Raw genomic sequence first — 20,832 nt, forward strand, 5'->3', positions numbered from 1 at the left:
AACCGAAAAATGAGGTCAAGCCGGATGGGCGAAACTTGGGGTGTCCTGGCCGCGGTGCTTTCGAGCGCGCTTGGCGGCACGTCGATCGGGGCAACGCGCTACCTCGTGGGCGCCATCGACCCGCTCGCCATCGGCGCGTTCCGCTTCGGCATCGGCTTCCTGCTGCTGCTTCCGCTCGTCCTGATACAGGGACGAGGCTGGCCGGCGCGACGCGACTGGCCGGCGGTGATTGGCCTCGGCCTGTTGTTCTTCGCCCTGTTCCCGATCCTGTTCAACGCATCGCTGATCTTCACGACGGCGGCGCGCGGTGCGCTCGCGCTCTCGACATTGCCGCTATTGACGATGGCGGTCGGCGCGGCGCTTGGCAGGGAGCAATTGACGGTGCGAAAGACCACGGGCGTACTGGTGACGATAACAGGTGTCGCCATGGCCCTGCTCTCCGGCCTCAGCACCGCGCCTGATGGGGCGTGGCGCGGCGATCTCCTGATGGTCGCGGCCGCGCTCTGCATGGCGCTCTACAGCATCTGGTCGAGGCCCTTCATCCGCCGCTCCGGCCCCATCCCGTTCACGACGATGGCCATGGCCGCCGGTGCCGCCTGCCTTATCCTCGCCTCGCTCGCGCGTGGCAGTTTTGCCCCGGTCGCCGCTTTCGGTGTCCCACAATGGTTCGGCGCGGTCTATCTCGGGGCCTTCGGCGCGGCGCTGACGTTCTATCTCTGGGCATTCGCGCTGGAGCGCACGACGCCGACCCGCGTCGCGATCTCGGTGACCGTCAATCCGATCGCGGCATCGCTCGTCGGCGCCGCGCTGCTGGGCGAGCCGCTGCGCTGGAATCTGGTGATTGGCATCGTGACCGTGTTCGCGGGCATCTGGATCGCGACGACGCAATCCGGCCCCAAGGAGGTCGTCGAGGCCGATCCGGCAGTGCAGAAGCTACGCTGACGGCCGATATTCCGCGCTAATGCGTCGCAGCGCATTTCCGCCTTGCGCCGGAACCCGGCCGCAACCATCATGTGTGGTTGAGAGCGGCGCCGCCGCGACCGGATATCCCCCTTGAACATCTCCCTCTACACCATCTCCGTCTGGGTGCTGCCGCTCCTGATCGCCATCACCTTCCATGAGGCGGCGCACGGCTTCGTCGCCCACCGGCTGGGTGACAACACCGCCTGGCAGCTCGGCCGCGTCAGCTTCAATCCGCTGAAGCATATCGATCCCTTCGGCACAGTGGTCCTGCCCGCCGTGCTGTTGCTGTCGCAGTCGCCCTTCCTGTTCGGCTATGCCAAGCCGGTGCCGGTCAATTTCCGCAATCTCAAGCATCCCCGGCTCGACATGGTCTGGGTGGCGCTGGCCGGCCCCGCCACCAACATCATTCTCGCTTTGGTTGCCGCACTGGCATTCCACTTACTCCCATTCGTCCCGCCGGACAGCGCGCGCTGGGTCGCGGACAATCTCAAAAACGCCTTCCTCATCAATATCGTGCTCGCGATCTTCAACATGATGCCGATCCCGCCGCTGGATGGCGGCCGGGTGGCGGTCGGGCTCTTGCCCCGGCCGCTCGCTGAGCCGCTCGCGCGCCTCGAGCCCTACGGGTTGCTGATCCTGATCGGGCTTTTGATCTTGCTGCCCCTGCTCGGTTCGCAGCTTGGTCTCAATCTTGATATTATTTCCGCGATACTGAGGACACTGACCGGCTATGTGATAGGTGCGCTTCTCCTCATCACCGGCAACGCCTAGGTTGAGAAAAAATCGCGAGGGCCTCTTGATCAAAGCTGCCGATATGCTGATCGCTCGACGTGCGGACACCCGTGCCAGAGCGGACTTCGCGACCTGGAAAATGCTCGCCAAGCTGAACGGCACGTCGTCCTTGTCGGCCGACGCGCAGAACTTCCTCGGCACCTACAACAAGCTCCTGGAGCAGATGCCGGAGCTTGAGGCGAGCGAGGCCACCATCAAGCTGATGTACAAGAGCTATTATGCCGAGATGGGCGGTGCCGGCACGCCGCCCGATGTCCCCGCCCCCTCCCGCGAGCCGGTCGCCGACCGCGGCAATGTCACCGCCTTCCGCCGCCTCCCCGCCAAGAAGCCGGGGGTATCGGGCCCGACAGGCAAACGGCCGCTCCCTGTGGCGCTGATCTTCGCCTGCCTCGTCGTGGTCTACGTCGGCATCCGCTATTTCTGGCGCTAGAGCCGCGTTGCAGCCGTAGGATGGGTAGAGCGAAGCGAAACCCATCATTCGCGCAGCTTGCTTTGAGACCGATGGGTTTCGCTTCCGCTCTACCCATCCTACGAGCTAATCCGCCCTGTGCCTCAATCCGTTACTTCGGCTTCTTGAAGTTCACGTCGAGGCTGAAGGCGAATTGGTCTTCGGTGAGTTCGGCTGGCGGCGCGGGGACCGGATCGGACCGACGGACCATCGAGATGGCCGCGTCATCGAAGGCCGGGTCGCCTGAGGACTCCGCGACGGCGACATTCACGATATTGCCGCGGCGGTTCAGCACGATGCTGACCTTCACGGTGGTCGCCCTGCTCTTGTTGTGCGGATAGCGCTTGTGGAGCTCGAAATAGGCGCTGATCTTGCGGCCCCAGTCGGCGGTCAGCTTCTGCCTGTCCTTGCCGATGCCGCGATTGGGGGCCTTGGCCTGCTCGGCCTCCGGCGCGTTCTCCTCCAGCGTCTGCCGCGCGGTTGCTTCCTGGGCCGGCGCCTCTTCGGAGGCCTGGGTCTGGACAGCCTGGACCTTGGGATCGTCTTCCTGGGGCTTCTTCGAGTCGTTCTGCGTGACGATGCGGTCGGGGTCTTCGGACTCGTGCGGCACGTCCTTTGGCAGGTCGGTCTCCTTGACCTCGGCCTTCTGCTCGGAGAGCTGCGGAGCGGCCTGCGACGCATCGGCGTCAGGACCCGGCGGCAGATTCTCCTCCTCGACCTTGGGCGAGGCCATCTCCACCGCGAACTCGGCGGCATTTGCGCCCAAGCCGTCGCCGACGTCATCGCCGCGCAAATTCGCAAGCGCCAGCGCCGCGCCGCCAACATGCAGCGCAAGCGCCGTCGCTGCGGCGCAAATCCATAGCCGTCGGGAAGGCTTCTGCTCGAGATCGAGGTCAGACATCGCTGTCCGTCGTCAAGGTTTTGCCGGTTCGGCGGCTTGCGGTGCGGCAGGCGCGCCGGGAACACCTTCGAGCGTCACCAGCTTGACCCTGTTGTAGCCGCCCGAGCGCAGGATTTCCATCACCCCCATCAGCTCGCCATAAGGCACCGCGCGATCCGCGCGCAGGAATACATACTTATCCTTGCTCATGTCGGCCAAGGTATCGAGCGAATGCACCAGCTCAGTGCGCTTGACCGCATTTTCGCCGATCGCAAGCGTCAGGTCGGACTTGATGCTGACATAGGTCGGCTTATCCGGCTTCTTCTGCGGCGTCGCGCTCGACGTCGGCAGATCGATCGGCAGGTCCACGGTGGAGAGCGGCGCGGCCACCATGAAGATGATCAGCAGCACCAGCATGACGTCGATGAATGGCGTGACGTTGATCTCGTGCGATTCCGCGAAATCGTCGTCGTCGCCGTCATTGTCCGCGATCGAGACAGCCATCGCCTACTCCGCCGCCGTGCGCGAATGTGCGCCGCTGGACACGCTGACATTGGTGCGGTCGAGGTCGCGCGACAGCAGCCGCGCAGCCGCGCCCGAGGCACGGCCGACCAGTTCCAGATAACCCTTCGTCACCCGCGAGAAGTGATTGTAGATGATCACGGCCGGGATCGCCGCGACGAGGCCGATCGCGGTCGCGAGCAGCGCCTCGGCGATACCGGGCGCGACCACCGCGAGGTTGGTGGTCTGCGATTTCGAGATGCCGATGAAGCTGTTCATGATGCCCCAGACGGTGCCGAACAGACCGACGAAGGGCGAGGTCGCGCCAATGGTCGCAAGCAGGCCCATGCCGACGCGAATGCGGCGGCCTTCGGCACGCACGATCTCGGCAAAACTCGATGCCGCGCGTTCCTTGATGCCGGCGTCGCTGGAGATGCCGGCCGACAGTCGCCCTTCCCGCATCGCCGCCGCGATCAGGGTCGACAGCACGCTGCCCTTGGCGCCGAGCGCGAACTGCGCTTCAGCAAGCGAGCGCACATCGCTGATCTTGGCGAGCGCGGCGCGCAACTTGCGCTGCACGACGGTAAGCTCGATCATCTTGGCGATGAACACCGTCCAGGTCACCAGCGATGCAAAGGCAAGACCGATCATCACCGCCTTCACGACGATGTCGGCATTCCAGAACATCACCCAGGGCGACAGTTCCTTCAGTCCGGCGATGGTCGCCGATTTCTTGCCGTCGCCCTCGGCGGGCGCTGCACTGACGTCTTGAGTTCCCTGCGAGGCAACCGACGCGGCGGCGGAGGGTGACTGCGCCGGCGTCGCCGCCTCTGCCGGCGGTTGCGGCGCGGCGGGAGCAGTCTGTTGCGCGACAGGCGCAGATGGAGCGGGAGCGGCGGGCGCCATCTGCTGCTGCGCCGACGACGGTGCTGCAAACGAGACCAGCGTCAGCACGGAGAGTGCAAGGAGTGTCGCGCGGGTAGTTAGGATGTTCATACTTCGGCCCAGTGGCGTATCAAGTTGTGATAGATGCCGGTCAATTTGACCGTTTCGGGATCGTCTCGCCCAAGCCGCTCCACCAAGGCCTGGATAGCGGTGTCCAGATCGAAGATCAGACTGCGAGCGTGCGCCTCCCGTACCATGCTCTGGAGCCAGAAGAAAGACGCAACCCGCGCGCCCCGCGTCACCGGCGTGACCAGATGCAAACTAGAAGCAGGATAAAGAACGAGGTCGCCGGCCGGCAGCTTCACTTCATGCGAGCCGTAGAGATCTTCGATGACGAGCTCGCCGCCATCATATTCATCCGGCTCCGATAAAAACAGCGTGACCGAGAGGTCGGTGCGTATCCGCAAGCCGGTGAGATGGTCTCCCCTCACCGCGTTGTCGACATGCAGACCGAAATGATGACCGTCGGTGGCGACGTAACGGTTGAACAAAGGTGGAAAGATTCTAAGTGGGATCGCCGCCGAGATGAAGCGCGCACTGGCCGAAAGCGCCGACAGCACGCGGCTGCCGAGTTGGCGTGCAACCTCGCTATCCGGCGGCAACTGCTCGTTGCGCTTCACCAGCGCCGATGCGGCGCCTGCCGTCGAACGTCCATCCTCCCAGGCGCTGGCATCCATGATGCGACGGAAGTCAGCCACATCGGTCTTGCTCAGCACATTCGGAACGCAAATCAGCATGCCCTGTCGTTTCAGAACCGTGCCGATACGACGAGATAGGCGGCGCGACCTGGCGCCTCGAGCACGAACGGAGCCGGGCTCTGATACAACGCGTCGTAATAAAGCTTGTTGAAGATGTTGTTCACGAACAGTTTGACTCTCCAGTTCTTGTTGAGCTTCGCCTCCGCGAACGCATCGAAGCGCCAGTAGCTCGGCAATTGCGTACCCTGGTTCGCCGCGAGGAACGTGCCGCCATAGATCTTGGAACGGTAGACCGCCTGCCCACCGATCTCCCACATGTCCGTGAGCTGGTACTTCGTCAGCAGGCTGAACGATTGATGCGCGACGTTGGCGAGCGGCAGGCCGACATTGGTGGTGTAGAGAATCGTGTTCGCGGGCGGAACGAGCGATTTCGTCACCTCGGACTGCATCAGCACCAGTCCGCCGAACACGCTCCATTTGTCCGTGATCTTGCCGCCAAGGCCGAGGTCGATGCCGCGGATGCGGTAGGCAGCGCCGGCACTGATGCAGGGCACGGTGCCGCTTGTGTTCGCGGGATAGGGACAGGATGCGGTGGCGGTCGCCGGCGTGATATTGACCGATTCACGGGCGTTATCCTTTTCGGTCTGGAATAGCGCCGCCGTCACCAACAGGTGCCGATCGAACAACTCCCATTTGGTGCCGAGTTCGATCGCCGTGTTCTTCTCGGGACCGAAGATCTGATTGGTGTTACCGTTCAGCACCGGCGAGAGGCCGCCATACGCCGTGCTGGTGCCGTCGAACTCAGCACCGACGGGATTGGAAGAGGTGGCATAGGCCGCGTAGACACTCGCGATCGGAAGCGGCTTGAGCACGATGCCCAAATTGAAGTTCGGCAGACCGAACTCGGCCGACTGCGTCCCGAACACGTTGGGCACGCCGTTCACCGTGCCGAAGCCGCTCGTGTTGATCTTGTAATCATCGTAGCGGATGCCGCCGTTGAGGATGACGAGATCGTGGTAGTTGACGGTGTCGAGCAGATAGCCGCTGGTAGTGTCGATTCCGATCTTGGTTGGGAGACCTGCAAGCGTCGGGGTCGTGCCGAACGGCAGGAATGTGTATTGCGGGTTGAACACGCTGACACCCGTGACAGAGCCCGTGCCCGAGAACGGCGCGCCAATGGCTTCCGAACTCAAGCCGGTATACTTGTCGATGCTGGAGCGCTCCTGCGACACTTCAACACCGGCGAGCGCCGTATGGCGCCAGCCGCCAGTGTCGAATTTGTAGGTGGCCTCGGTCTGGTTGGCCAGCGTATCGGTGGTCTGATAGCGGCTCTGCGGATTGGCCGACAACGTCGAGAAAATCAGCGGATTCCTGAGGACCGGCGCCTCAGGCAGCGTGCCGATGTAATTCAACAGCGAGCGCGAGGCCCTGGTCTTGTTGCTGAGCGTAAGATCCGGCGTGACCTGCACCTCGGCGTTGATGGTGCCGATATCCTGCTTCACCTGCGAGAAGTCGCGATCGGTGAAGCCGTACCAATTGTTGCGGTTGACGCCGAAATCCGGGAACGGGCCGCCTGCCTTGCTCGCGGTGCTCGGCCGGAAATAGGGCACGCCGAAATCCGGCAGGCCGTGAATATCGGTGTGAATGTAGCCTGCAGTCACCTTCACCGCATCGATCGGCGTCCACTTCGCCGCAACGAACCCGCCGCCGCGGTCATCGGACACGTAGTCACGGCCGGCAACGCCCGCGTCCTGGAACAGGCCGCCCGCGCGCACGGCAAGCGTCGGGCTGATCACCTGGTTGACGTCGAGCGTGACGCGCTTGGTGCGGTCGGTGCCGAACGTCGTATCCATGTTGTAGAAGCTGCCCTCCGTCGTCGCCTGCTTGGTGACGATGTTGATGGCGCCGCCGGTGGTGCCTCGGCCGGCAAATGAAGAGCCGGGGCCGCGCAGGATTTCGACCTGCTCGGTGAAGAAGTTCTCGCGGACGCTGACGCCGGCGTCGCGCACGCTATCGATGAATATGTCGTTGCGGGCATCGAAGCCGCGGATGAAGAAGCGGTCGCCGAAGGCGTTGCCGCCCTCGCCCGTGCCGAGCGTGACACCGGCGGTGCTCAGCACGGCCTGCCGCAACGTGGTGGCGTTCTTGTCGTCCAGCACTTGCCTGGAGAGCACAGTGATCGTCTTCGGCGTATTCAGGATCGGCTCGGGAAACTTTCCTGACGCCTGCACGCGATCGACCTTGTAAGGCGCGGCAGGATCCGCATAGGGATCGCGATCGGCATTGAGCCCACCGGCGTTGGGATAAGGCACGGCCGCAACCCGTGTCTGCTGCGTGCGACGTGACGCGCGCCTGAGTGCGGTGCGGGCGCGGACCTGATCCGGTGTCGGCTTGGTGTTGGCCGGCCGCGGCCGCGCCACGGGCGCTTCCACATTCACCGGCGGCAAATTGGGCTGTTGCGCTTCGGCGCCGGAAAACGATGCGGCCGCGATCAGGCCCGCAACCGTCGACACTTTCTTGCCCGAGTAGCCCTCAAGCCGTTCGCCGGCCGAGTTGATCGCCACCTCGAAACGCAGCGACCTCGGCGTCTTTATGTTGCTCATCACTCGCCCCCGCGATGAATTCTGATCTATGCGCTTTGATACGCGACGATGGGCGGGTGGTATCGGCGACGAAATTTCGGGTCAACGCGAATGCGTCGATCGCTCGTTTGAATCGATCCAGATCAGAACGCTTCTAATCTGATTATTTCAAACTATTCTAATAACGATTCTAAAGAGCAGGAAAACCGCTGCGAAATCAATCACCGCACAGTTCGGCGGTAAACGAAGCTTAATCGGCGCTCGGCGGCTTCATCAGCGAGAACAATTCGTCCACCGTCCGCTGTGCGACCTGACGCACGCGATCGGTGTTCTCGCCTGCAATATTGACTCCATTCACCACCGCTTTGATCTCGTCGCGGAAATCGGTGATGAAACGCAGCGGATCCTTCTGCTCGTTGGCAACGCGCGCGATCAATCCCGTGATCAGGATCTGGCAGGCCATCATGCGTCCGTTCAGCTCGTCCATCGCTCACCCCGATTTCGCTCGCGGGCTGCGATATGACCGACATCGAGTCCGGATTCAACCGGGAGAGAAACTCCCTCTCCCGCTTGCGGGCGAGGTGAAGTGCTTTATTTCACCGCAACGTCCGGGCCTTCGCCGAGCGACTTGATGCGATCCTTGAGGTCCCGCAGCGTCTGAAGGCTGGCCTCGATCCGCTGATCGGGAATGTCGCGCAGCACGTCGGTTGCGATCGCATCGCGCAGGCTGTCGAGATCGTCGACCAGCTGCCGGCCGCGATCGGTGAGGAACAGGCGGTTGGCGCGGCGGTCCTTCGGATCAGGCCGGCGCTCGAGCAGCCCGTGCTCGACCAGTCGGTCAAGCAGTCGCACCAGCGAGATTGGCTGCAGTTCGAGCACATCGGCGAGATCGACCTGCGACAGCCCCTCCTGCTCCCGCAGCCGGAACAGCACGATCCATTGCGCGCGCGTGGTGCCACGCGTCTTCGCACGATGGTCGATATAGTTACGCAACAGGCGTGAACTCTCGACAAGCTGCGAAACAAGCTGGCGTTTCAGATCGAGCGACATGTCGGTTTCAACGGACGGATCGAGGCTTCAGGAACGCGCTCCTAAACCTTTCCAAATGTTTAGGATTCTCAAGTGTTAGTGTGTGTACGCATTAAGTGCTGACGCATTATATGGTTTCCCCGGAACGGTTTTAAACACCTATAATTGTCTCCGAACCCATGAGCGCGCATGTCCAAGTCACGAACGATAGGCTGGCTCTTGCTGGTCGCCGCCGTCGGCGCCGCGGGCTATTTTGGCTGGCAGCGCTATGGCGGGGGGCACACCAAAGCTGACGGGCAAAAGACTGCCGCCGCTGCCCGTCCGCCCGTCCCGGTTCGGATTGCACGCGTCGAAACCGCCGATTTCCCGGTCTATTTGACCGGCCTCGGCACCGTGCAGGGCTTCAACACCGTCCAGGTCCGCACCCGCGTCGACGGACAGATCATGAAGATCGCCTTCCAGGAAGGCCAGCTGGTCAACAAGGGCGACGTCCTGGTGGAGATCGATCCGCGCCCGTATCAGGCCGCGCTCGACCAGGCCACGGCCAAGAAGCAGCAGGACGAGGCGAATCTCGCCAACGCCAAGCTCGATCTGCAGCGTTTCACCCGGCTCGGCGAGTTCGCCACGCGCCAGCAGACTGACACCCAGCGCTCCATGGTCGCGCAATTGACGGCGCAGATCGCCGCAGACGATGCGGCGATCACGAATGCGCAGACGCAGCTCGATTACGCGACCGTCAAGGCGCCGATCACGGGGATCGCCGGCCTGCGCCAGGTCGATGTCGGGAACATCGTCAATGCCGCGACCCAGACCGGCATCGTTTCGATCGCCCAGATCGAGCCGATCGCGGTGATTTTCACCGCGCCCGAGGACCAACTGCCTGACATCAAGGCGGCGCTGGCGGCCTCCCCGCCGAAGACCATCGCCTACTCCACTGACGGCAAGCGCCTCCTGTCCACCGGCGTTCTCGCGCTGATCAACAACCAGGTCGATACGACCAGCGGAACCATCCGCCTGAAGGCGGTGTTCGAGAACAAGGACCACGCGCTGTGGCCGGGCCAATCGGTATCGACGCGGCTCCTGGTGCGGACGCTGAAGGATGCGACCGTGGTTCCCGACGATGCCGTCCAGCATGGCACGGACGGGCTTTACGCGTATACTGTCAGCCAGGAGAACAAGGCGGAGCTGCACCGGATCAAGGTCAGCTACTCGATCGACGGCAAATCCGTGGTCGATGAGGGGTTATCGCCAGGCCAGCAGGTGATTACCTCAGGCCAATACAAAGTCTCGCCCGGCGTGCTCGTCAGCACCGCGGTCGCGAGCTCGGATGCGACGCAATCCAAGGTGAAGCCGGAATGAGCTACGGCATTTCCGCTCCCTTTATCCGCTACCCCATCGGCACCTCGCTGCTGATGGCCGGCATTCTTTTCGTCGGCCTCGTGGCGTATCCGCTGCTGCCGGTCGCGCCGCTGCCGCAGGTCGACTTCCCGACCATCCAGATCACCGCGAATTTGCCCGGCGGCAGCCCGGAAACCATGGCGACCTCGGTGGCGCAGCCGCTGGAACGCCAATTCGCGCAGATCCCCGGCGTCGCCCAGATGACCTCGACGAGCTATCTCGGCACCGCATCGATCACCATCCAGTTCGATCTCAATCGCAGTATCGATGGCGCGGCCAACGACGTACAGGCCGCCATCAACGCGGCGAGCGGCCAATTGCCGAAGAACCTGCCGTCGCCGCCGACCTACCGAAAGGTCAACCCGGCGGACTCCCCGATCATGCTGCTGTCGGCGACCTCGGAGACGCTGCCGCTGACCGAGGTGAGCGATGCCGTCGACGCGCAGCTTGCGCAGCAGATCAGCCAGATCTCCGGCGTGGCCCAGGTCATCATCGGCGGTCAACAGAAGCCGTCGGTACGGGTCCAGATCGATCCGGCCAAGCTGGTGGCAAAGGGCCTGTCGCTGGAGGACGTGCGCGCCGCCATCGCCAGCGCCACCGTCGACAGTCCCAAGGGCAATATCGACGGCGACACCCGCGCCTATACGATCTACGCCAACGACCAGCTCCTGAAGGCCGCCCCCTGGAACGACGTCATCATCGCCTACCGCAATGGCGGCCCGTTGCGAATCCGCGATATCGGCCAGGCCGTCGCCGGCCCGGAAGACGCCAAGCAGGCGGCCTGGGCCAACGGCCAGCGCGGCGTGTTCCTGGTCATCTTCAAGCAACCCGGCGCCAACGTCATCGACACCGTCGACAAGATCAAGGCAACCCTGCCGCGGCTGGTCGCCGCGATCCCGCCGGCGATCAAGATCGACGTCATCAGCGACCGCACCACCACGATCCGCGCCGCGGTCGAGGATGTGCAATTCACGCTGCTGCTCACGATCGGGCTGGTCGTGATGGTGATCTTCGTGTTCCTGCGCAGCTTCTGGGCCACGGTCATCCCGACTGTGACCGTGCCGCTCGCCCTGCTCGGCGCCTGTGCACTGATGTGGGTGTTCGGCTACACGCTAGACAACCTGTCCCTGATGGCGCTGACCATCGCCGTGGGTTTCGTGGTCGACGACGCCATCGTGATGCTGGAGAACATCACGCGCTATATCGAGGAAGGCGAGAAGCCGATGGCGGCCGCCTTCAAGGGCGCGAGCGAGATCGGGTTCACGATCGTCTCGATCAGCATCTCGCTGGTCGCGGTGCTGATCCCGCTGCTCCTGATGGGCGGCATCATCGGGCGCCTGTTCCGCGAATTCGCGGTCGTGCTGGCGATGACGATCTTCGTCTCGATGTTCGTGTCGCTGACGCTGACGCCGATGATGGCCTCGCGCTTCCTGCGCGCCCATGGCGAGACCAAGCACGGCCGCTTCTACCAGATCAGCGAGCGTGGCTTCGACGCCATGTTGCGGGGCTATCAAAACGTGCTCGACCTCGCATTGCGCTGGAAGTTCACGACGCTGATGATCTTCTTCGCGACGCTCGGCCTGTCGGTCTACCTGTTCGTGGTCATCCCGAAGGGCTTCTTCCCGCAGCAGGACGTCGGCCTGATCACCGCGACCTCGGAAGCCAACCAGGACATTTCCTTCGTCGACATGAAGCGCAAGCAGGAAGCGCTCGGCAAGATCGTGCTCGCCGACCCTGACGTCGCGACGGTGGCCATGGCCATCGGCGGCAGCGGCCGGGCGGGCAACAATGGCGCCATGTACATCACGCTGAAGCCGCGCGACCAGCGTTCCGCCAACGCGCAGCAGATCATCGCGCGCCTGCGGCCAAAGCTCGAGCAGGTCGAAGGCGCGCGGCTGTTCATGCAGGCGGCGCAGGACGTCCGCCTCGGCGGCCGGCCGACCCGCACCCAATTCGAATTCACGCTGCAGGACGCCAATCTCGCCGAGCTGAACGAATGGGCGCCGAAGATTCTCGCGAAGATGCAGACATTGCCGGAACTGCGCGACGTCGCGACCGACCAGCAGACCAACGGCACCACGCTCGAACTGAAGATCAACCGCGACACCGCCTCGCGCTACGGCATCCAGCCGCAGCTCATCGACGACACGCTGTATGACGCGTTCGGCCAGCGTCAGGTGACGCAATATTTCACCCAGCTCAACAGCTATCACGTGATCCTGGAAGTGCTGCCCGAACTGCAGGCCGGCATCGACACGCTGAACAAGATCTATCTGAAGTCACCGCTAACCGGCGAGCAGGTGCCGCTGTCGACCTTTGCGACCTGGACCAGCGTGCCGGTGCGCCCGCTGTCGATCAGCCACCAGGGCCAGTTCCCGGCGATCACCATCAGCTTCAACCTCGCGCAGGGCGTGGCGCTGGGACAAGCGACCAATTCGGTGCAGAAGGCGATGGTCGAGATGGGTGCGCCGCCGACGCTGAATTCGAGCTTCCAGGGCACCGCGCAGGCGTTCCAGCAATCGCTGAGCACTGTGCCGCTATTGATCCTCGCCGCGCTCGTGGTCGTCTACCTGATCCTCGGCATCCTCTACGAGAGCTACATCCATCCGATCACCATCCTGTCGACGCTGCCCTCGGCCGGCGTCGGCGCGCTCGCGATCCTGATGGCGGCCGGCTTCGACTTCAGCCTGATCGCGCTGATCGGCATCATCCTCTTGATCGGCATCGTCAAGAAGAACGGCATCATGATGGTCGACTTCGCGATCGCGGCCGAGCGCGACGATCACCTGGAGCCCGAGGCTGCGATCCGGCAGGCAGCGCTGCTGCGCTTCCGCCCGATCATGATGACGACGATGGCGGCGCTGCTCGGCGGCGTGCCCTTGATGCTCGGCACCGGCACAGGATCGGAAATCCGCCAGCCGCTCGGCTACGCCATGGTCGGCGGCCTGATCGTGAGCCAGGCGCTGACACTGTTCACGACGCCGGTGGTCTACCTCTATCTCGACAAGCTCTCCAATATGTTCGCGGGCTGGAGCAGCTCGACCGATGAAGAGGACGAGGAGGAGCATCGGCGCGAAGAAGAGCGTTCCGTCAAGGAAGCCGCGGAGTGAGCTGTTCGTAGCCCGTAGGATGGGTAGAGCGAAGCGAAACCCATTGGTTGCCGCCCGCGAAGAAGATGATGGGTTTCGCTTCGCTCTACCCATCCTACAAGGTCGCATCAGCCGCCGAGATATGCCTTCTGCACCTGCGGATCCTGCGCCAGCGACGCGGCTGTGCCTGACAGCACGCTCCTGCCCACCTGCAGCACGGTGGCGAAGTCGGAAACTTCCAGCGCGAGCTCGATCGATTGCTCCGCAAGCAGGATCGTCAGCCCCTCGCGGTGCAGCCGGCCGAACGTCTCGTACATCGACTCCACCACGGCCGGCGCCAAGCCGAGCGACGGCTCATCCAGCATCAGAAGTTTCGGATCGCTCATCAGCGCGCGGCCGACGGCAAGCATCTGCCGCTCGCCGCCGGACATGGTGCCGGCGCGCTGGCTGCGGCGTTCCTTCAATCGCGGGAAGATCTCGTAGACCCGCTCGAGCAATGTCCTGGCGCGCGTCTTGTCCCGCAAGGGCGTGGCGCCAAGCAGAAGGTTGTTCTCGACGCTCTGCTGCACGAACAGCCGCCAGCCTTCCGGCGACAAAGCAAGGCCCTTGCGCACGATCGCGAACGCGCTCTGCCCCGCGATCGCCTCGCCGTTGAAATGGATGCTGCCGGCATGCACCGGGATCAGGCCAGCGATCGCATTCAGCGTCGTGGTCTTGCCGCCGCCGTTTGAGCCGAGCAGCGCGACCACGCTGCCCGCGGGCACATCCAGCGAGACGTCGGAGATGCCGATCAGGTCGCCGTAGCGCACTTCGAGATGTTCGAGCCTCAAGAGCGGCCCGGTCATGTCGCGGGCCCGCCCATCAACTCGATCGGGGTGTGGCCGGCGGCGGCCTTGGCGGCACGGGTGCCGAGATAGGCTGCGATGACGGCCGGATTGGACGTCACCTCGCGCGGAGTGCCGCGCGCGATCTCCTTGCCCTGGTGGAACACCATCACCCGGCTCGCCAGCGACATGATCACTTCCATGATGTGCTCGACGATCACGAGCGTGATGCCGGAGCGATGGATATCGCGCACCAGCTCGATCGCAAGCTGCACCTCGCGCTGCGTCAGCCCTGCCATCGCCTCGTCGAGCAGGAGCACTTTGGGTTCGGTTGCAAGCGCCCGCGCGATCTCCAGCCGCTTGCGGCCGGGCGTGCCGAGCGAGCGCGCCGGCGCATCCGCAAGCTGCATCATGCCGACCTGCTCCAGCACTGAGCGGGCTTTGGTCTCGGCCTCGACGCGATGCGGCGTGCGCAGGAAGGCGCCGATCATCACGTTCTCCAGCACCGTCATGCCCTCGAAGGTCTGCGGCACCTGGAAGGTGCGGGCCAAGCCGAGCCGTGCGCGCGCCTCCGGCGACAGCTGCGTGATGTCGTGGTTCTCGAACAGCACTTGGCCCGATGTCAGCGCGAGATCGCCGGTGAGGCAATTGAAGAAGGTGGATTTGCCGGCGCCATTCGGCCCGATCAGGCCGAGGATATCGCCCTGCCCCAGCGTGACGCTGGCCGCATCGACCGCCTTGAAGTTGCCAAAAGCCTTGGTGACCCCGCGCGCTTCAAGAAGCATGGCCGGCCTCTTCGATGCCTTCTTCCATCGGCTTGGCCCGACGCTTCGCCCACAGACGGTTGATCAGGGCCAGGATGCCGCCGGGCTGGAAGCGCGCGATCAGCACGATGATGGCGCCATAGACGACGAAGGTCAGGCCGGCGCCCTTGCCGCCCAAGAGGCTGTTGGAGATTTCCTCGAGCGGCACCAGGATTGCAGCGCCGACGAATGGGCCGAACAATAGTCCGGCGCCGCCGAGCGCCGCCATGATCAGGATCTTCACCGAGATCAGGATGCCGAGCCCGGACTCCGGATCGACGAAGCCGAACATCATCGCATAGAGCGCGCCGGCGACGCTGGTGAGCCCTGCGCTCAGCATGTAGGCGTAAAGCTTGATGCGGCTCGCAGGCGCGCCCAGCGAACGCGCCGCGCGCTCGGAATCCTTGATCGCACGCAGGTAGAAGCCCATCCTGCTGCGCGTCATCCACCAGGTGATGCCGAGCGTGATGATCAGAACCGCCAGGAACAGATAGTAATATGGCAGCGCCGAGATGAAGGAGAGATCGAACACGTTGCGCGGCACGGTCGGGCCGCTCAGGCCAACGGCGGCGCCGAGATATTCGGTGTTGGTAACGATCAGCCGCGCGAGCTCGGCGACCGCGATCGTCGCCATGCTGAAATAGTGGCCCGACAGCCGCAGCGTCGGCCGGCCGATCACGGCCGCGATCAGCACGGCAAAGACGATGCCGGCGGGAATTCCGACCAGCGGCGACAGCGCGAAATGCGTATACGCGCCCATCGCGGCGTAGGCCCCGCAGCCGAAGAACACGACGTGGCCGACCGAAATCTGGCCGGCGTAGCCGCCGACGATGTTCCACGCCGAGGCTGCGATCGCATAGAGCAGGACCAGCGCGCCGAGCCGTTGCTGGAACGGCGTCGTGAACACCAGCGGATAAGCGACCACCAGCGCAAGCGCGATCAGGAGCCAGAGCGTGCGCCGCATCACGTCTTGCCCATCAGGCCCTGTGGCCTGAACCAGAGGAAGCCGAGGAACAGCGAGTACACCACGATGTCCTTGTAAACGGCGCCGATCAGATAGCCCGATAGCGACTCGATCACGCCGATCAGCAGCCCCGCGATCAGCGCGCCGGGCACGCTGCCGAAGCCGCCGAGCGAGACCGTGACGAAGGCGACGATGCCGAGCGTCTCGCCGACCGTCGGCACGATGTAGAAGAAGGTTGCGATCAGCGCGCCGGCAAGGCCGGTGGCGCCGGCCGCGATCGCCCAGGCGATCGCCTGCATGCTGTCGGGCCGGATGCCCATGAGCTGCGCGGCCGTCGCATCCTCCGCGACCGCCAGCATCCGCGAGCCGAGCGTGGTGCGCGTCAGCAGAAGATGCAGGGCGAGTGTCACCACCAGCGCGACCACGCCGGCCAGCAGGCGCGAGGCCTGGATGCGGATGCCGAAGATGTCGAAGGTGCCGCCGACGAGGTTTTCCGGCAGCGACAGGAAGTTTGCGCCAAACCACCAGAACACCGAATAGCGGAGCAATAGCGCCAGCCCGAAGGTGCCGAGGATCTGCGCCAGCATCGGCCCCTTCATGATGTCGCGGATCAGGCCGAAATAGACGATGACGCCGAGGGTGGCGAGCAACAGCGTCGCGAGCGGCGCGCCGATGAGCGGCCCGCCGCCGAGCAGCGTGTAGACGACGAACGCGACGTACATGCCGAGCATGACGAAATCGCCATGGGCGAAGTTGACCACGTTCATCATGCCCCAGACCAGCGTCAGCCCGGAGGAGAACAGTGCGTAGACAGCTCCCAGCAAGAGGCCGCCGACGATCACCTGAACAAGCGTGAAGGTCATGGATGTGCGCGTATTGTTCTTGGTTGAATCATTTGGCCGTCAACCCCCCTGACCACCTCTCCCGTCGGGAGAGGTCGGCGCGAAGCGCCGGGTGAGGGGATCAGGTCTATCGATAGAGCGTAACCCCTCACCCGATTTGCTTGCGCAAATCGACCTCTCCCGATGGGAGAGGTGAAGAAATTCATCACCAGCCCTTGTAGGGCATGATCGGCGTCTTCTCGGCGCTCGCCTTCGGCCAGACCGAGACGTAGTTCTCGCCGTCCTGGAGCTGGATGATGAGGCCGGACGCCAGGATGTTCTGGCCCTTGTCGTCGAACTTGACGCCCTTGTAGCCCATCATGATCTGATCGGGCTTGAGGTCGGTCGCCTTCAACGCGGCCTGGATCTTAGCGGGTTCCGTCGAGCCGGCGCGGTCGATCGCCTCGCACAGCACGAACAGCGCCTGCATCTGGCGCGCGACGGTATCGTCCATGTCATCGCCGCTCTTGTCCTTGTACATCTTGGCGATGATCGCGGTCGGCGAGCCCGCGGGACCGACGCTCCAGGACGAGCGGTTGAAGACGCCTTGCGAGATCTAGCCGACCGCCTTGATGAAGGACGGGTCGGAATAGCCGGAGTCGTCGGCGAGCAGCATCGGCGGCTTGTAATCGAGCGCCTGCATCGTTTTGGCGAACAGGATCGCATCCGACGTATAGGAGATCGCGATGACGACGTCGGGCTTCTTCTCCTTGAGCTGCAGCACCTGGCCCTGCACGTCGGTCGCGTTGGTGGCATAGGCGACGTCGAGCGCAACCGCGATACCCTTCTCCTTGAACGCCGTGGTGAGGGTGTTGGCGACGGAAGCGCCGTATTCGGTGTTGTCGTGGAGGATCGCGACATTGTCGGTCTTGGCGCCGGCGGCCTTCATGTCGTTGAGGAATTCGTAATAGACCCGCGCGAAATCGGTCGCGATCGGCGTGACGCGGAAGAACCATTTGAAGCCGCGCTCGGTGAGATTGGGCGCCACCGACTCGCCGTTGACGAAGGGGATGTTGTATTTCTCGGCAATCGCGCTCGCGGTCAGCGTGATGCCGGACTGATAGGCGCCGGTCAACGCCACCACTTTTTCCTCCGTGATCAGCCGCAGCGCCTGGTTTTGCCCGGTTGCGGGGCTGCCCTGGTTATCGGCGTAGACGATCTCGACCTTGGCCCCGCCGAGACCTGCGAGGCCGCCATTCTTGGCGAGCGGGAAGTTGCCGAGCTCGGGATGGGGGTTGTTGATGATGTCGAGCGCGACATCGAACGCATGCTTGACGTGAACGCCGATGCTCGCCGCATTGCCGCTCATCGGGAAGATGCCGCCGATCTTGACGGTCTTGCTTTGGGCCGCGGCATTGCCCACCAGCGCGGCCGACATGACGGCAGCCGAAAACAGCCCGATGACATGTGAAAATCTCATCTTCGAACGTCTCCACTATCCCTTGCCCGATGCCGGGCTTTTTATGCATGGGAAGCGCACGAGCCGTTGCAGGCCCGCCCCCAATTTTCTTGGTACACCAGCATCGCATGGCACCCCGACCTCGGCAAGCCAAGCCAGGCGCGAGTCCGCATGCGCATCACGCGAGCCGATCGCGCTATCGCTGCTTCAACGCTAGGCAATCGCGCCCTGCACGTACGTGCGCATCCGAGTGCGAGATGGCGCGTCACTGCGCGTGTTGACGCCGCGTCCGGCGTGACCGAGCGCTGTCGTTACAGGGTTGCCGCCGATGGCGACGGCCTCGCTTCAAGAATCAAGGAAGCATCGAAATCAACCGCTGCGCCGATCCCTACCTGCGGCCGGCCGCATTTTGCCTGGAAACACGCGCCATACCTGCTTGCCAAGGCCCTGACCGAACAGTAGAAGGACCTCGCAGCGAGGCGGCGATTTGCCATGATCCCGCCCGCCGGTATTGCCCCGGCCATAGACTTAAGCTATTGATGCCGTTGAGCAATTCTTGGGGAATGGTGTAACGGTAGCACAACAGACTCTGACTCTGTTTGTCTTGGTTCGAATCCAGGTTCCCCAGCCAGACTAGACAAATCCCACCAACAGCTTGATCGGAAACCGGCTTTTCACCGCGGCCGATGGAACGGCTCATAGCGCTGTCGCTCCATCGCCATCCGAGCCCAGCACCCCTCACCTTCCGCTGCGCACCTGCATGACGATTGCATTGAGCCTCGTATTGAGCCCAGCGAGATCGACGCGGCCGATGCCGGCTGTGCCAAGACACTTCTTTCCGCAGCCACCGCCTAGCCCCGCCGGCTTGCCGAAGGTTGCCGCCGGGACGCTGCCGGTGACGGGAAATCCGCGCGCGAAGAGCTTGGCGCGGACCGCGAGGCAGTAATTGACCGAGAGATGGGAGAAGCGCGTCTCCCCGTGGCCCGCGCGATATTTCATCGTCGCTGTGCAAAGGTCGCCGCCGGCAAGACGCCATGCCTGCGCAAGGTAGGTCACCCCGTAACGGATGTTGTTTTCGGGCATCGCGAGCTCGGCATTGCTTCGCGTGAAACCCAGCATGCGCGCCGTCGACGGCAGGATCTGCATCAACCCGATTTCGCCGACACCGCCGATTGCGCCGGGGTTATAACCGCTCTCCACCGCCATCACCGCCTCGGCAATGGCCGGCGCCAGTCCCTGCCGCCCGGCCTCCTTCTCGATCAGCGCGCGGTAGTAGGCCAGCGCGTCGCTGCGGTTCATCGGCGATTGGGGCTTGGCCGGAGCTGAAGAACCAGCCAGCGGTCCGGCAGACGGCGGGCCCGGTGCGGGAGCCGTATCCGCAGGCATCTCGATCGCGGCGTAACGGATGGGGAAACTCGCATCGTTCGCGGCTGGCTCCGCCCGGCCGGCAGCCGTCATCAACGCGGCGGATAGTACCGCCATTGCCGCCACCAAGCCGCGCCATCGCTGCGATGCCGGTGCCGGCACGTTCAATCCTCCACGCGTGTCTTCGGACGCAACGAGAGCCGCATCCGCAGCGGCTGCGGCATATCGAGCGGCGTGCTGCCAACGCCATCGCCGATCAGAAGCGTGGACAGATCATGCGAGGCGTCGTCGTCGAGGCCTTCCAACTCAATGCGCTGGACTTTGCCATCGGGCATCACCCATACGCGCACGACAATCGACGGGGACGCCGTCCTGGCATCAGATGCGCGCCTTGCGACCGCGTCATGGAAGCGGAGCGCCGGCGTCGATTCCGACGCCAAGCGCTCCTGCAATCGAAGCTGCAGGCGCTTGGCGAAGTCCTGCCAGGCCGCCGGCGCTGGGTCCGCGTTCAGCCTGCCATCCACGTCGGTTGCGGCCTTGGCCGAGATTGGCTTGGCCCCGAGCAAGACGGCAAGCGCGCCGAGCGCTGCGCCGAACCAGCGCGCGCTTCGTCGTCGCCACAAGATGCGGCTTCCGCCGGTATGGATAGCGGCCTTCATCCGCATCTGGCGCGGCTACTGAACCGTGTGGGGCAGGTCTGTCTCGGCGACGCGATCGCGATCCGTCGCGGGCGTCTGCAAGGCTGTGCTGGGAGCGGGTGCATTCGGCGCCTTGGCCTTTGCCAGATTGGCCAGTTCTTCGCGCAGATAGGCCACGAGCTGCTGCACCAGGTGATCCCAGATTTCGATCTGCGCCCGCAGATTGTTCTGCGTCACGCCGCCCGCCACCGAGAAATCGAGCGACAGAGCGAGGAACGGCGGGCTGAGCTGCAGGCGCGCGAACCGGCGGGTCGCATTCCAGCGGTTGACCAGCTCAAGCGGCAGTTCGCCCTGCACCTGCAGCACGGCAATGAGGGCGACATCGATGAAGCTCTGCTCGTCGCCGGCGATCCGGTTTCCGGGACGGACGTCGAACGCAAGCCCATTGGTCCCGGAGCGCAGGTAGGAGATGTTGGCGACCGGGTCGGTCAGGGTCTCGACGCGATAGCCGGCGAGCTGAAACAGTTCGCGCAGGCTGTCGAGCGTCAGTTTGGTGATCGTGGCGTCGGACATGGAAAACTCCGTAACAGGTTGTGGGTGAGCGGATCGTCAAATGGCAGCGGAATGCTGCCG

At 63.9% G+C, this 20,832-nt stretch carries 21 protein-coding genes and 1 tRNA gene; 6 read left to right on the forward strand and 16 right to left on the reverse strand.

All coding sequences use genetic code 11. From position 1 onward, the window contains the following. Positions 1-24 precede the first annotated feature (24 nt). From AC5ZGW_RS17805 to AC5ZGW_RS17815, 3 genes are all read left to right on the forward strand, one after another. Entirely contained in the window at positions 25-942 is a 918-nt protein-coding gene (locus AC5ZGW_RS17805) for a DMT family transporter (protein WP_130227797.1), read from the forward strand. A 111-nt stretch (positions 943-1,053) separates the two neighbouring features. Then, positions 1,054-1,734 (forward strand): site-2 protease family protein, encoded by a 681-nt coding sequence (locus AC5ZGW_RS17810; RefSeq protein WP_028164597.1) that lies wholly within the window; start codon positions 1,054-1,056, stop codon positions 1,732-1,734. A 43-nt stretch (positions 1,735-1,777) separates the two neighbouring features. Next, positions 1,778-2,185: a hypothetical protein gene (locus AC5ZGW_RS17815; RefSeq protein WP_130227807.1), complete on the forward strand. Its 408-nt coding sequence runs from the start codon at positions 1,778-1,780 to the stop codon at positions 2,183-2,185. Between the two features lie 130 nt (positions 2,186-2,315). Here the strand turns inward: AC5ZGW_RS17815 and AC5ZGW_RS17820 are convergent, their stop codons facing one another. The 7 genes from AC5ZGW_RS17820 to AC5ZGW_RS17850 all read right to left on the reverse strand — a co-directional run bounded on the left by AC5ZGW_RS17820 (position 2,316) and on the right by AC5ZGW_RS17850 (position 8,859). Next, positions 2,316-3,104 carry a cell envelope integrity TolA family protein gene (locus AC5ZGW_RS17820; protein ID WP_130227796.1) on the reverse strand — a complete coding sequence of 263 codons (789 nt, stop codon included), beginning with the start codon at positions 3,102-3,104 and terminating at the stop codon, positions 2,316-2,318. Positions 3,105-3,116: 12 nt separating this feature from the next. After that, the gene (gene exbD, locus AC5ZGW_RS17825; protein ID WP_028164594.1) at positions 3,117-3,587 is read right to left on the reverse strand and encodes a TonB system transport protein ExbD; all 471 of its coding nucleotides are present in this window, start codon (positions 3,585-3,587) and stop codon (positions 3,117-3,119) included. A gap of 3 nt (positions 3,588-3,590) precedes the next feature. Further along, on the reverse strand, positions 3,591-4,580 hold the full coding sequence (gene exbB, locus AC5ZGW_RS17830) for a tonB-system energizer ExbB (RefSeq protein WP_130227795.1): 990 nt from the start codon (positions 4,578-4,580) through the stop codon (positions 3,591-3,593). Further along, the gene (locus AC5ZGW_RS17835; RefSeq protein WP_130227794.1) at positions 4,577-5,266 is read right to left on the reverse strand and encodes a Fe2+-dependent dioxygenase; all 690 of its coding nucleotides are present in this window, start codon (positions 5,264-5,266) and stop codon (positions 4,577-4,579) included. The genes exbB and AC5ZGW_RS17835 overlap by 4 nt, the downstream gene beginning before the upstream one ends. Positions 5,267-5,277: 11 nt before the next feature. Further along, entirely contained in the window at positions 5,278-7,830 is a 2,553-nt protein-coding gene (locus tag AC5ZGW_RS17840) for a TonB-dependent receptor (protein ID WP_130227793.1), read from the reverse strand. A 229-nt stretch (positions 7,831-8,059) separates the two neighbouring features. After that, complete coding sequence (locus AC5ZGW_RS17845; RefSeq protein ID WP_130227792.1) at positions 8,060-8,296, reverse strand: hypothetical protein; 237 nt, start codon at positions 8,294-8,296, stop codon at positions 8,060-8,062. Between the two features lie 104 nt (positions 8,297-8,400). After that, positions 8,401-8,859 carry a MarR family winged helix-turn-helix transcriptional regulator gene (locus tag AC5ZGW_RS17850; RefSeq protein ID WP_130227791.1) on the reverse strand — a complete coding sequence of 153 codons (459 nt, stop codon included), beginning with the start codon at positions 8,857-8,859 and terminating at the stop codon, positions 8,401-8,403. Positions 8,860-9,027: 168 nt separating this feature from the next. Here AC5ZGW_RS17850 and AC5ZGW_RS17855 point away from each other — a divergent pair, with 168 nt between their 5' ends. Both AC5ZGW_RS17855 and AC5ZGW_RS17860 read left to right on the forward strand, forming a co-directional pair. Next, positions 9,028-10,197, forward strand: coding sequence for an efflux RND transporter periplasmic adaptor subunit (locus AC5ZGW_RS17855; RefSeq protein WP_130227790.1), 1,170 nt, complete (start codon positions 9,028-9,030; stop codon positions 10,195-10,197). Continuing rightward, a complete protein-coding gene (locus AC5ZGW_RS17860) occupies positions 10,194-13,346 on the forward strand; it encodes a multidrug efflux RND transporter permease subunit (protein WP_130227789.1) in 3,153 nt (1,050 codons plus the stop codon). The genes AC5ZGW_RS17855 and AC5ZGW_RS17860 overlap by 4 nt, the downstream gene beginning before the upstream one ends. A gap of 107 nt (positions 13,347-13,453) precedes the next feature. Here the strand turns inward: AC5ZGW_RS17860 and AC5ZGW_RS17865 are convergent, their stop codons facing one another. The 6 genes from AC5ZGW_RS17865 to AC5ZGW_RS17890 all read right to left on the reverse strand — a co-directional run bounded on the left by AC5ZGW_RS17865 (position 13,454) and on the right by AC5ZGW_RS17890 (position 18,217). Further along, entirely contained in the window at positions 13,454-14,170 is a 717-nt protein-coding gene (locus tag AC5ZGW_RS17865) for an ABC transporter ATP-binding protein (RefSeq protein ID WP_130227788.1), read from the reverse strand. Then, on the reverse strand, positions 14,167-14,934 hold the full coding sequence (locus AC5ZGW_RS17870; RefSeq protein ID WP_130227787.1) for an ABC transporter ATP-binding protein: 768 nt from the start codon (positions 14,932-14,934) through the stop codon (positions 14,167-14,169). The genes AC5ZGW_RS17865 and AC5ZGW_RS17870 overlap by 4 nt, the downstream gene beginning before the upstream one ends. Continuing rightward, complete coding sequence (locus tag AC5ZGW_RS17875; RefSeq protein WP_130227786.1) at positions 14,924-15,916, reverse strand: branched-chain amino acid ABC transporter permease; 993 nt, start codon at positions 15,914-15,916, stop codon at positions 14,924-14,926. Before AC5ZGW_RS17875 ends, AC5ZGW_RS17870 begins: the two co-directional genes overlap by 11 nt. Continuing rightward, entirely contained in the window at positions 15,916-16,779 is an 864-nt protein-coding gene (locus tag AC5ZGW_RS17880) for a branched-chain amino acid ABC transporter permease (RefSeq protein WP_130227785.1), read from the reverse strand. Before AC5ZGW_RS17880 ends, AC5ZGW_RS17875 begins: the two co-directional genes overlap by 1 nt. A gap of 184 nt (positions 16,780-16,963) precedes the next feature. Continuing rightward, positions 16,964-17,278, reverse strand: a complete 315-nt coding sequence (locus tag AC5ZGW_RS17885; RefSeq protein ID WP_245474873.1) for a type 1 periplasmic-binding domain-containing protein — start codon at positions 17,276-17,278, stop codon at positions 16,964-16,966. A 75-nt stretch (positions 17,279-17,353) separates the two neighbouring features. Then, entirely contained in the window at positions 17,354-18,217 is an 864-nt protein-coding gene (locus AC5ZGW_RS17890) for an ABC transporter substrate-binding protein (RefSeq protein WP_245474872.1), read from the reverse strand. 536 nt (positions 18,218-18,753) lie between these two features. On the opposite strand from AC5ZGW_RS17890, the gene AC5ZGW_RS17895 reads away from it, so the two are divergent. After that, positions 18,754-18,827 (forward strand) — tRNA-Gln (locus AC5ZGW_RS17895). Positions 18,828-18,934: 107 nt separating this feature from the next. Here the strand turns inward: AC5ZGW_RS17895 and AC5ZGW_RS17900 are convergent. From AC5ZGW_RS17900 to AC5ZGW_RS17910, 3 genes are read right to left on the reverse strand one after another with little or no spacing between them, the layout of a single operon-like run. Next, on the reverse strand, positions 18,935-19,678 hold the full coding sequence (locus AC5ZGW_RS17900; protein ID WP_245474871.1) for a lytic transglycosylase domain-containing protein: 744 nt from the start codon (positions 19,676-19,678) through the stop codon (positions 18,935-18,937). A 47-nt stretch (positions 19,679-19,725) separates the two neighbouring features. Further along, entirely contained in the window at positions 19,726-20,220 is a 495-nt protein-coding gene (locus tag AC5ZGW_RS17905; RefSeq protein ID WP_130227784.1) for a hypothetical protein, read from the reverse strand. A gap of 15 nt (positions 20,221-20,235) precedes the next feature. Then, entirely contained in the window at positions 20,236-20,772 is a 537-nt protein-coding gene (locus tag AC5ZGW_RS17910; RefSeq protein ID WP_130227783.1) for a YbjN domain-containing protein, read from the reverse strand. Positions 20,773-20,832: the final 60 nt, after the last annotated feature.

The organism is Bradyrhizobium sp. Crot121, from assembly GCF_059512385.1.

What these genes read in the sequence shown, in the direction of transcription:
- AC5ZGW_RS17805 (WP_130227797.1), top strand. Translation starts at nt 25, where the DNA reads ATGGGCGAAACTTGGGGTGTCCTGGCCGCGGTGCTTTCGAGCGCGCTT.
- AC5ZGW_RS17815 (WP_130227807.1), top strand. Translation starts at nt 1,778, where the DNA reads ATGCTGATCGCTCGACGTGCGGACACCCGTGCCAGAGCGGACTTCGCG.
- AC5ZGW_RS17820 (WP_130227796.1), bottom strand. Translation starts at nt 3,104, where the DNA reads ATGTCTGACCTCGATCTCGAGCAGAAGCCTTCCCGACGGCTATGGATT.
- exbD (WP_028164594.1), bottom strand. Translation starts at nt 3,587, where the DNA reads ATGGCTGTCTCGATCGCGGACAATGACGGCGACGACGACGATTTCGCG.
- exbB (WP_130227795.1), bottom strand. Translation starts at nt 4,580, where the DNA reads ATGAACATCCTAACTACCCGCGCGACACTCCTTGCACTCTCCGTGCTG.
- AC5ZGW_RS17835 (WP_130227794.1), bottom strand. Translation starts at nt 5,266, where the DNA reads ATGCTGATTTGCGTTCCGAATGTGCTGAGCAAGACCGATGTGGCTGAC.
- AC5ZGW_RS17840 (WP_130227793.1), bottom strand. Translation starts at nt 7,830, where the DNA reads ATGAGCAACATAAAGACGCCGAGGTCGCTGCGTTTCGAGGTGGCGATC.
- AC5ZGW_RS17845 (WP_130227792.1), bottom strand. Translation starts at nt 8,296, where the DNA reads ATGGACGAGCTGAACGGACGCATGATGGCCTGCCAGATCCTGATCACG.
- AC5ZGW_RS17850 (WP_130227791.1), bottom strand. Translation starts at nt 8,859, where the DNA reads ATGTCGCTCGATCTGAAACGCCAGCTTGTTTCGCAGCTTGTCGAGAGT.
- AC5ZGW_RS17855 (WP_130227790.1), top strand. Translation starts at nt 9,028, where the DNA reads ATGTCCAAGTCACGAACGATAGGCTGGCTCTTGCTGGTCGCCGCCGTC.
- AC5ZGW_RS17860 (WP_130227789.1), top strand. Translation starts at nt 10,194, where the DNA reads ATGAGCTACGGCATTTCCGCTCCCTTTATCCGCTACCCCATCGGCACC.
- AC5ZGW_RS17865 (WP_130227788.1), bottom strand. Translation starts at nt 14,170, where the DNA reads ATGACCGGGCCGCTCTTGAGGCTCGAACATCTCGAAGTGCGCTACGGC.
- AC5ZGW_RS17870 (WP_130227787.1), bottom strand. Translation starts at nt 14,934, where the DNA reads ATGCTTCTTGAAGCGCGCGGGGTCACCAAGGCTTTTGGCAACTTCAAG.
- AC5ZGW_RS17875 (WP_130227786.1), bottom strand. Translation starts at nt 15,916, where the DNA reads ATGCGGCGCACGCTCTGGCTCCTGATCGCGCTTGCGCTGGTGGTCGCT.
- AC5ZGW_RS17880 (WP_130227785.1), bottom strand. Translation starts at nt 16,779, where the DNA reads ATGACCTTCACGCTTGTTCAGGTGATCGTCGGCGGCCTCTTGCTGGGA.
- AC5ZGW_RS17885 (WP_245474873.1), bottom strand. Translation starts at nt 17,278, where the DNA reads ATGTACAAGGACAAGAGCGGCGATGACATGGACGATACCGTCGCGCGC.
- AC5ZGW_RS17890 (WP_245474872.1), bottom strand. Translation starts at nt 18,217, where the DNA reads ATGAGATTTTCACATGTCATCGGGCTGTTTTCGGCTGCCGTCATGTCG.
- AC5ZGW_RS17900 (WP_245474871.1), bottom strand. Translation starts at nt 19,678, where the DNA reads ATGGCGGTACTATCCGCCGCGTTGATGACGGCTGCCGGCCGGGCGGAG.
- AC5ZGW_RS17905 (WP_130227784.1), bottom strand. Translation starts at nt 20,220, where the DNA reads ATGAAGGCCGCTATCCATACCGGCGGAAGCCGCATCTTGTGGCGACGA.
- AC5ZGW_RS17910 (WP_130227783.1), bottom strand. Translation starts at nt 20,772, where the DNA reads ATGTCCGACGCCACGATCACCAAACTGACGCTCGACAGCCTGCGCGAA.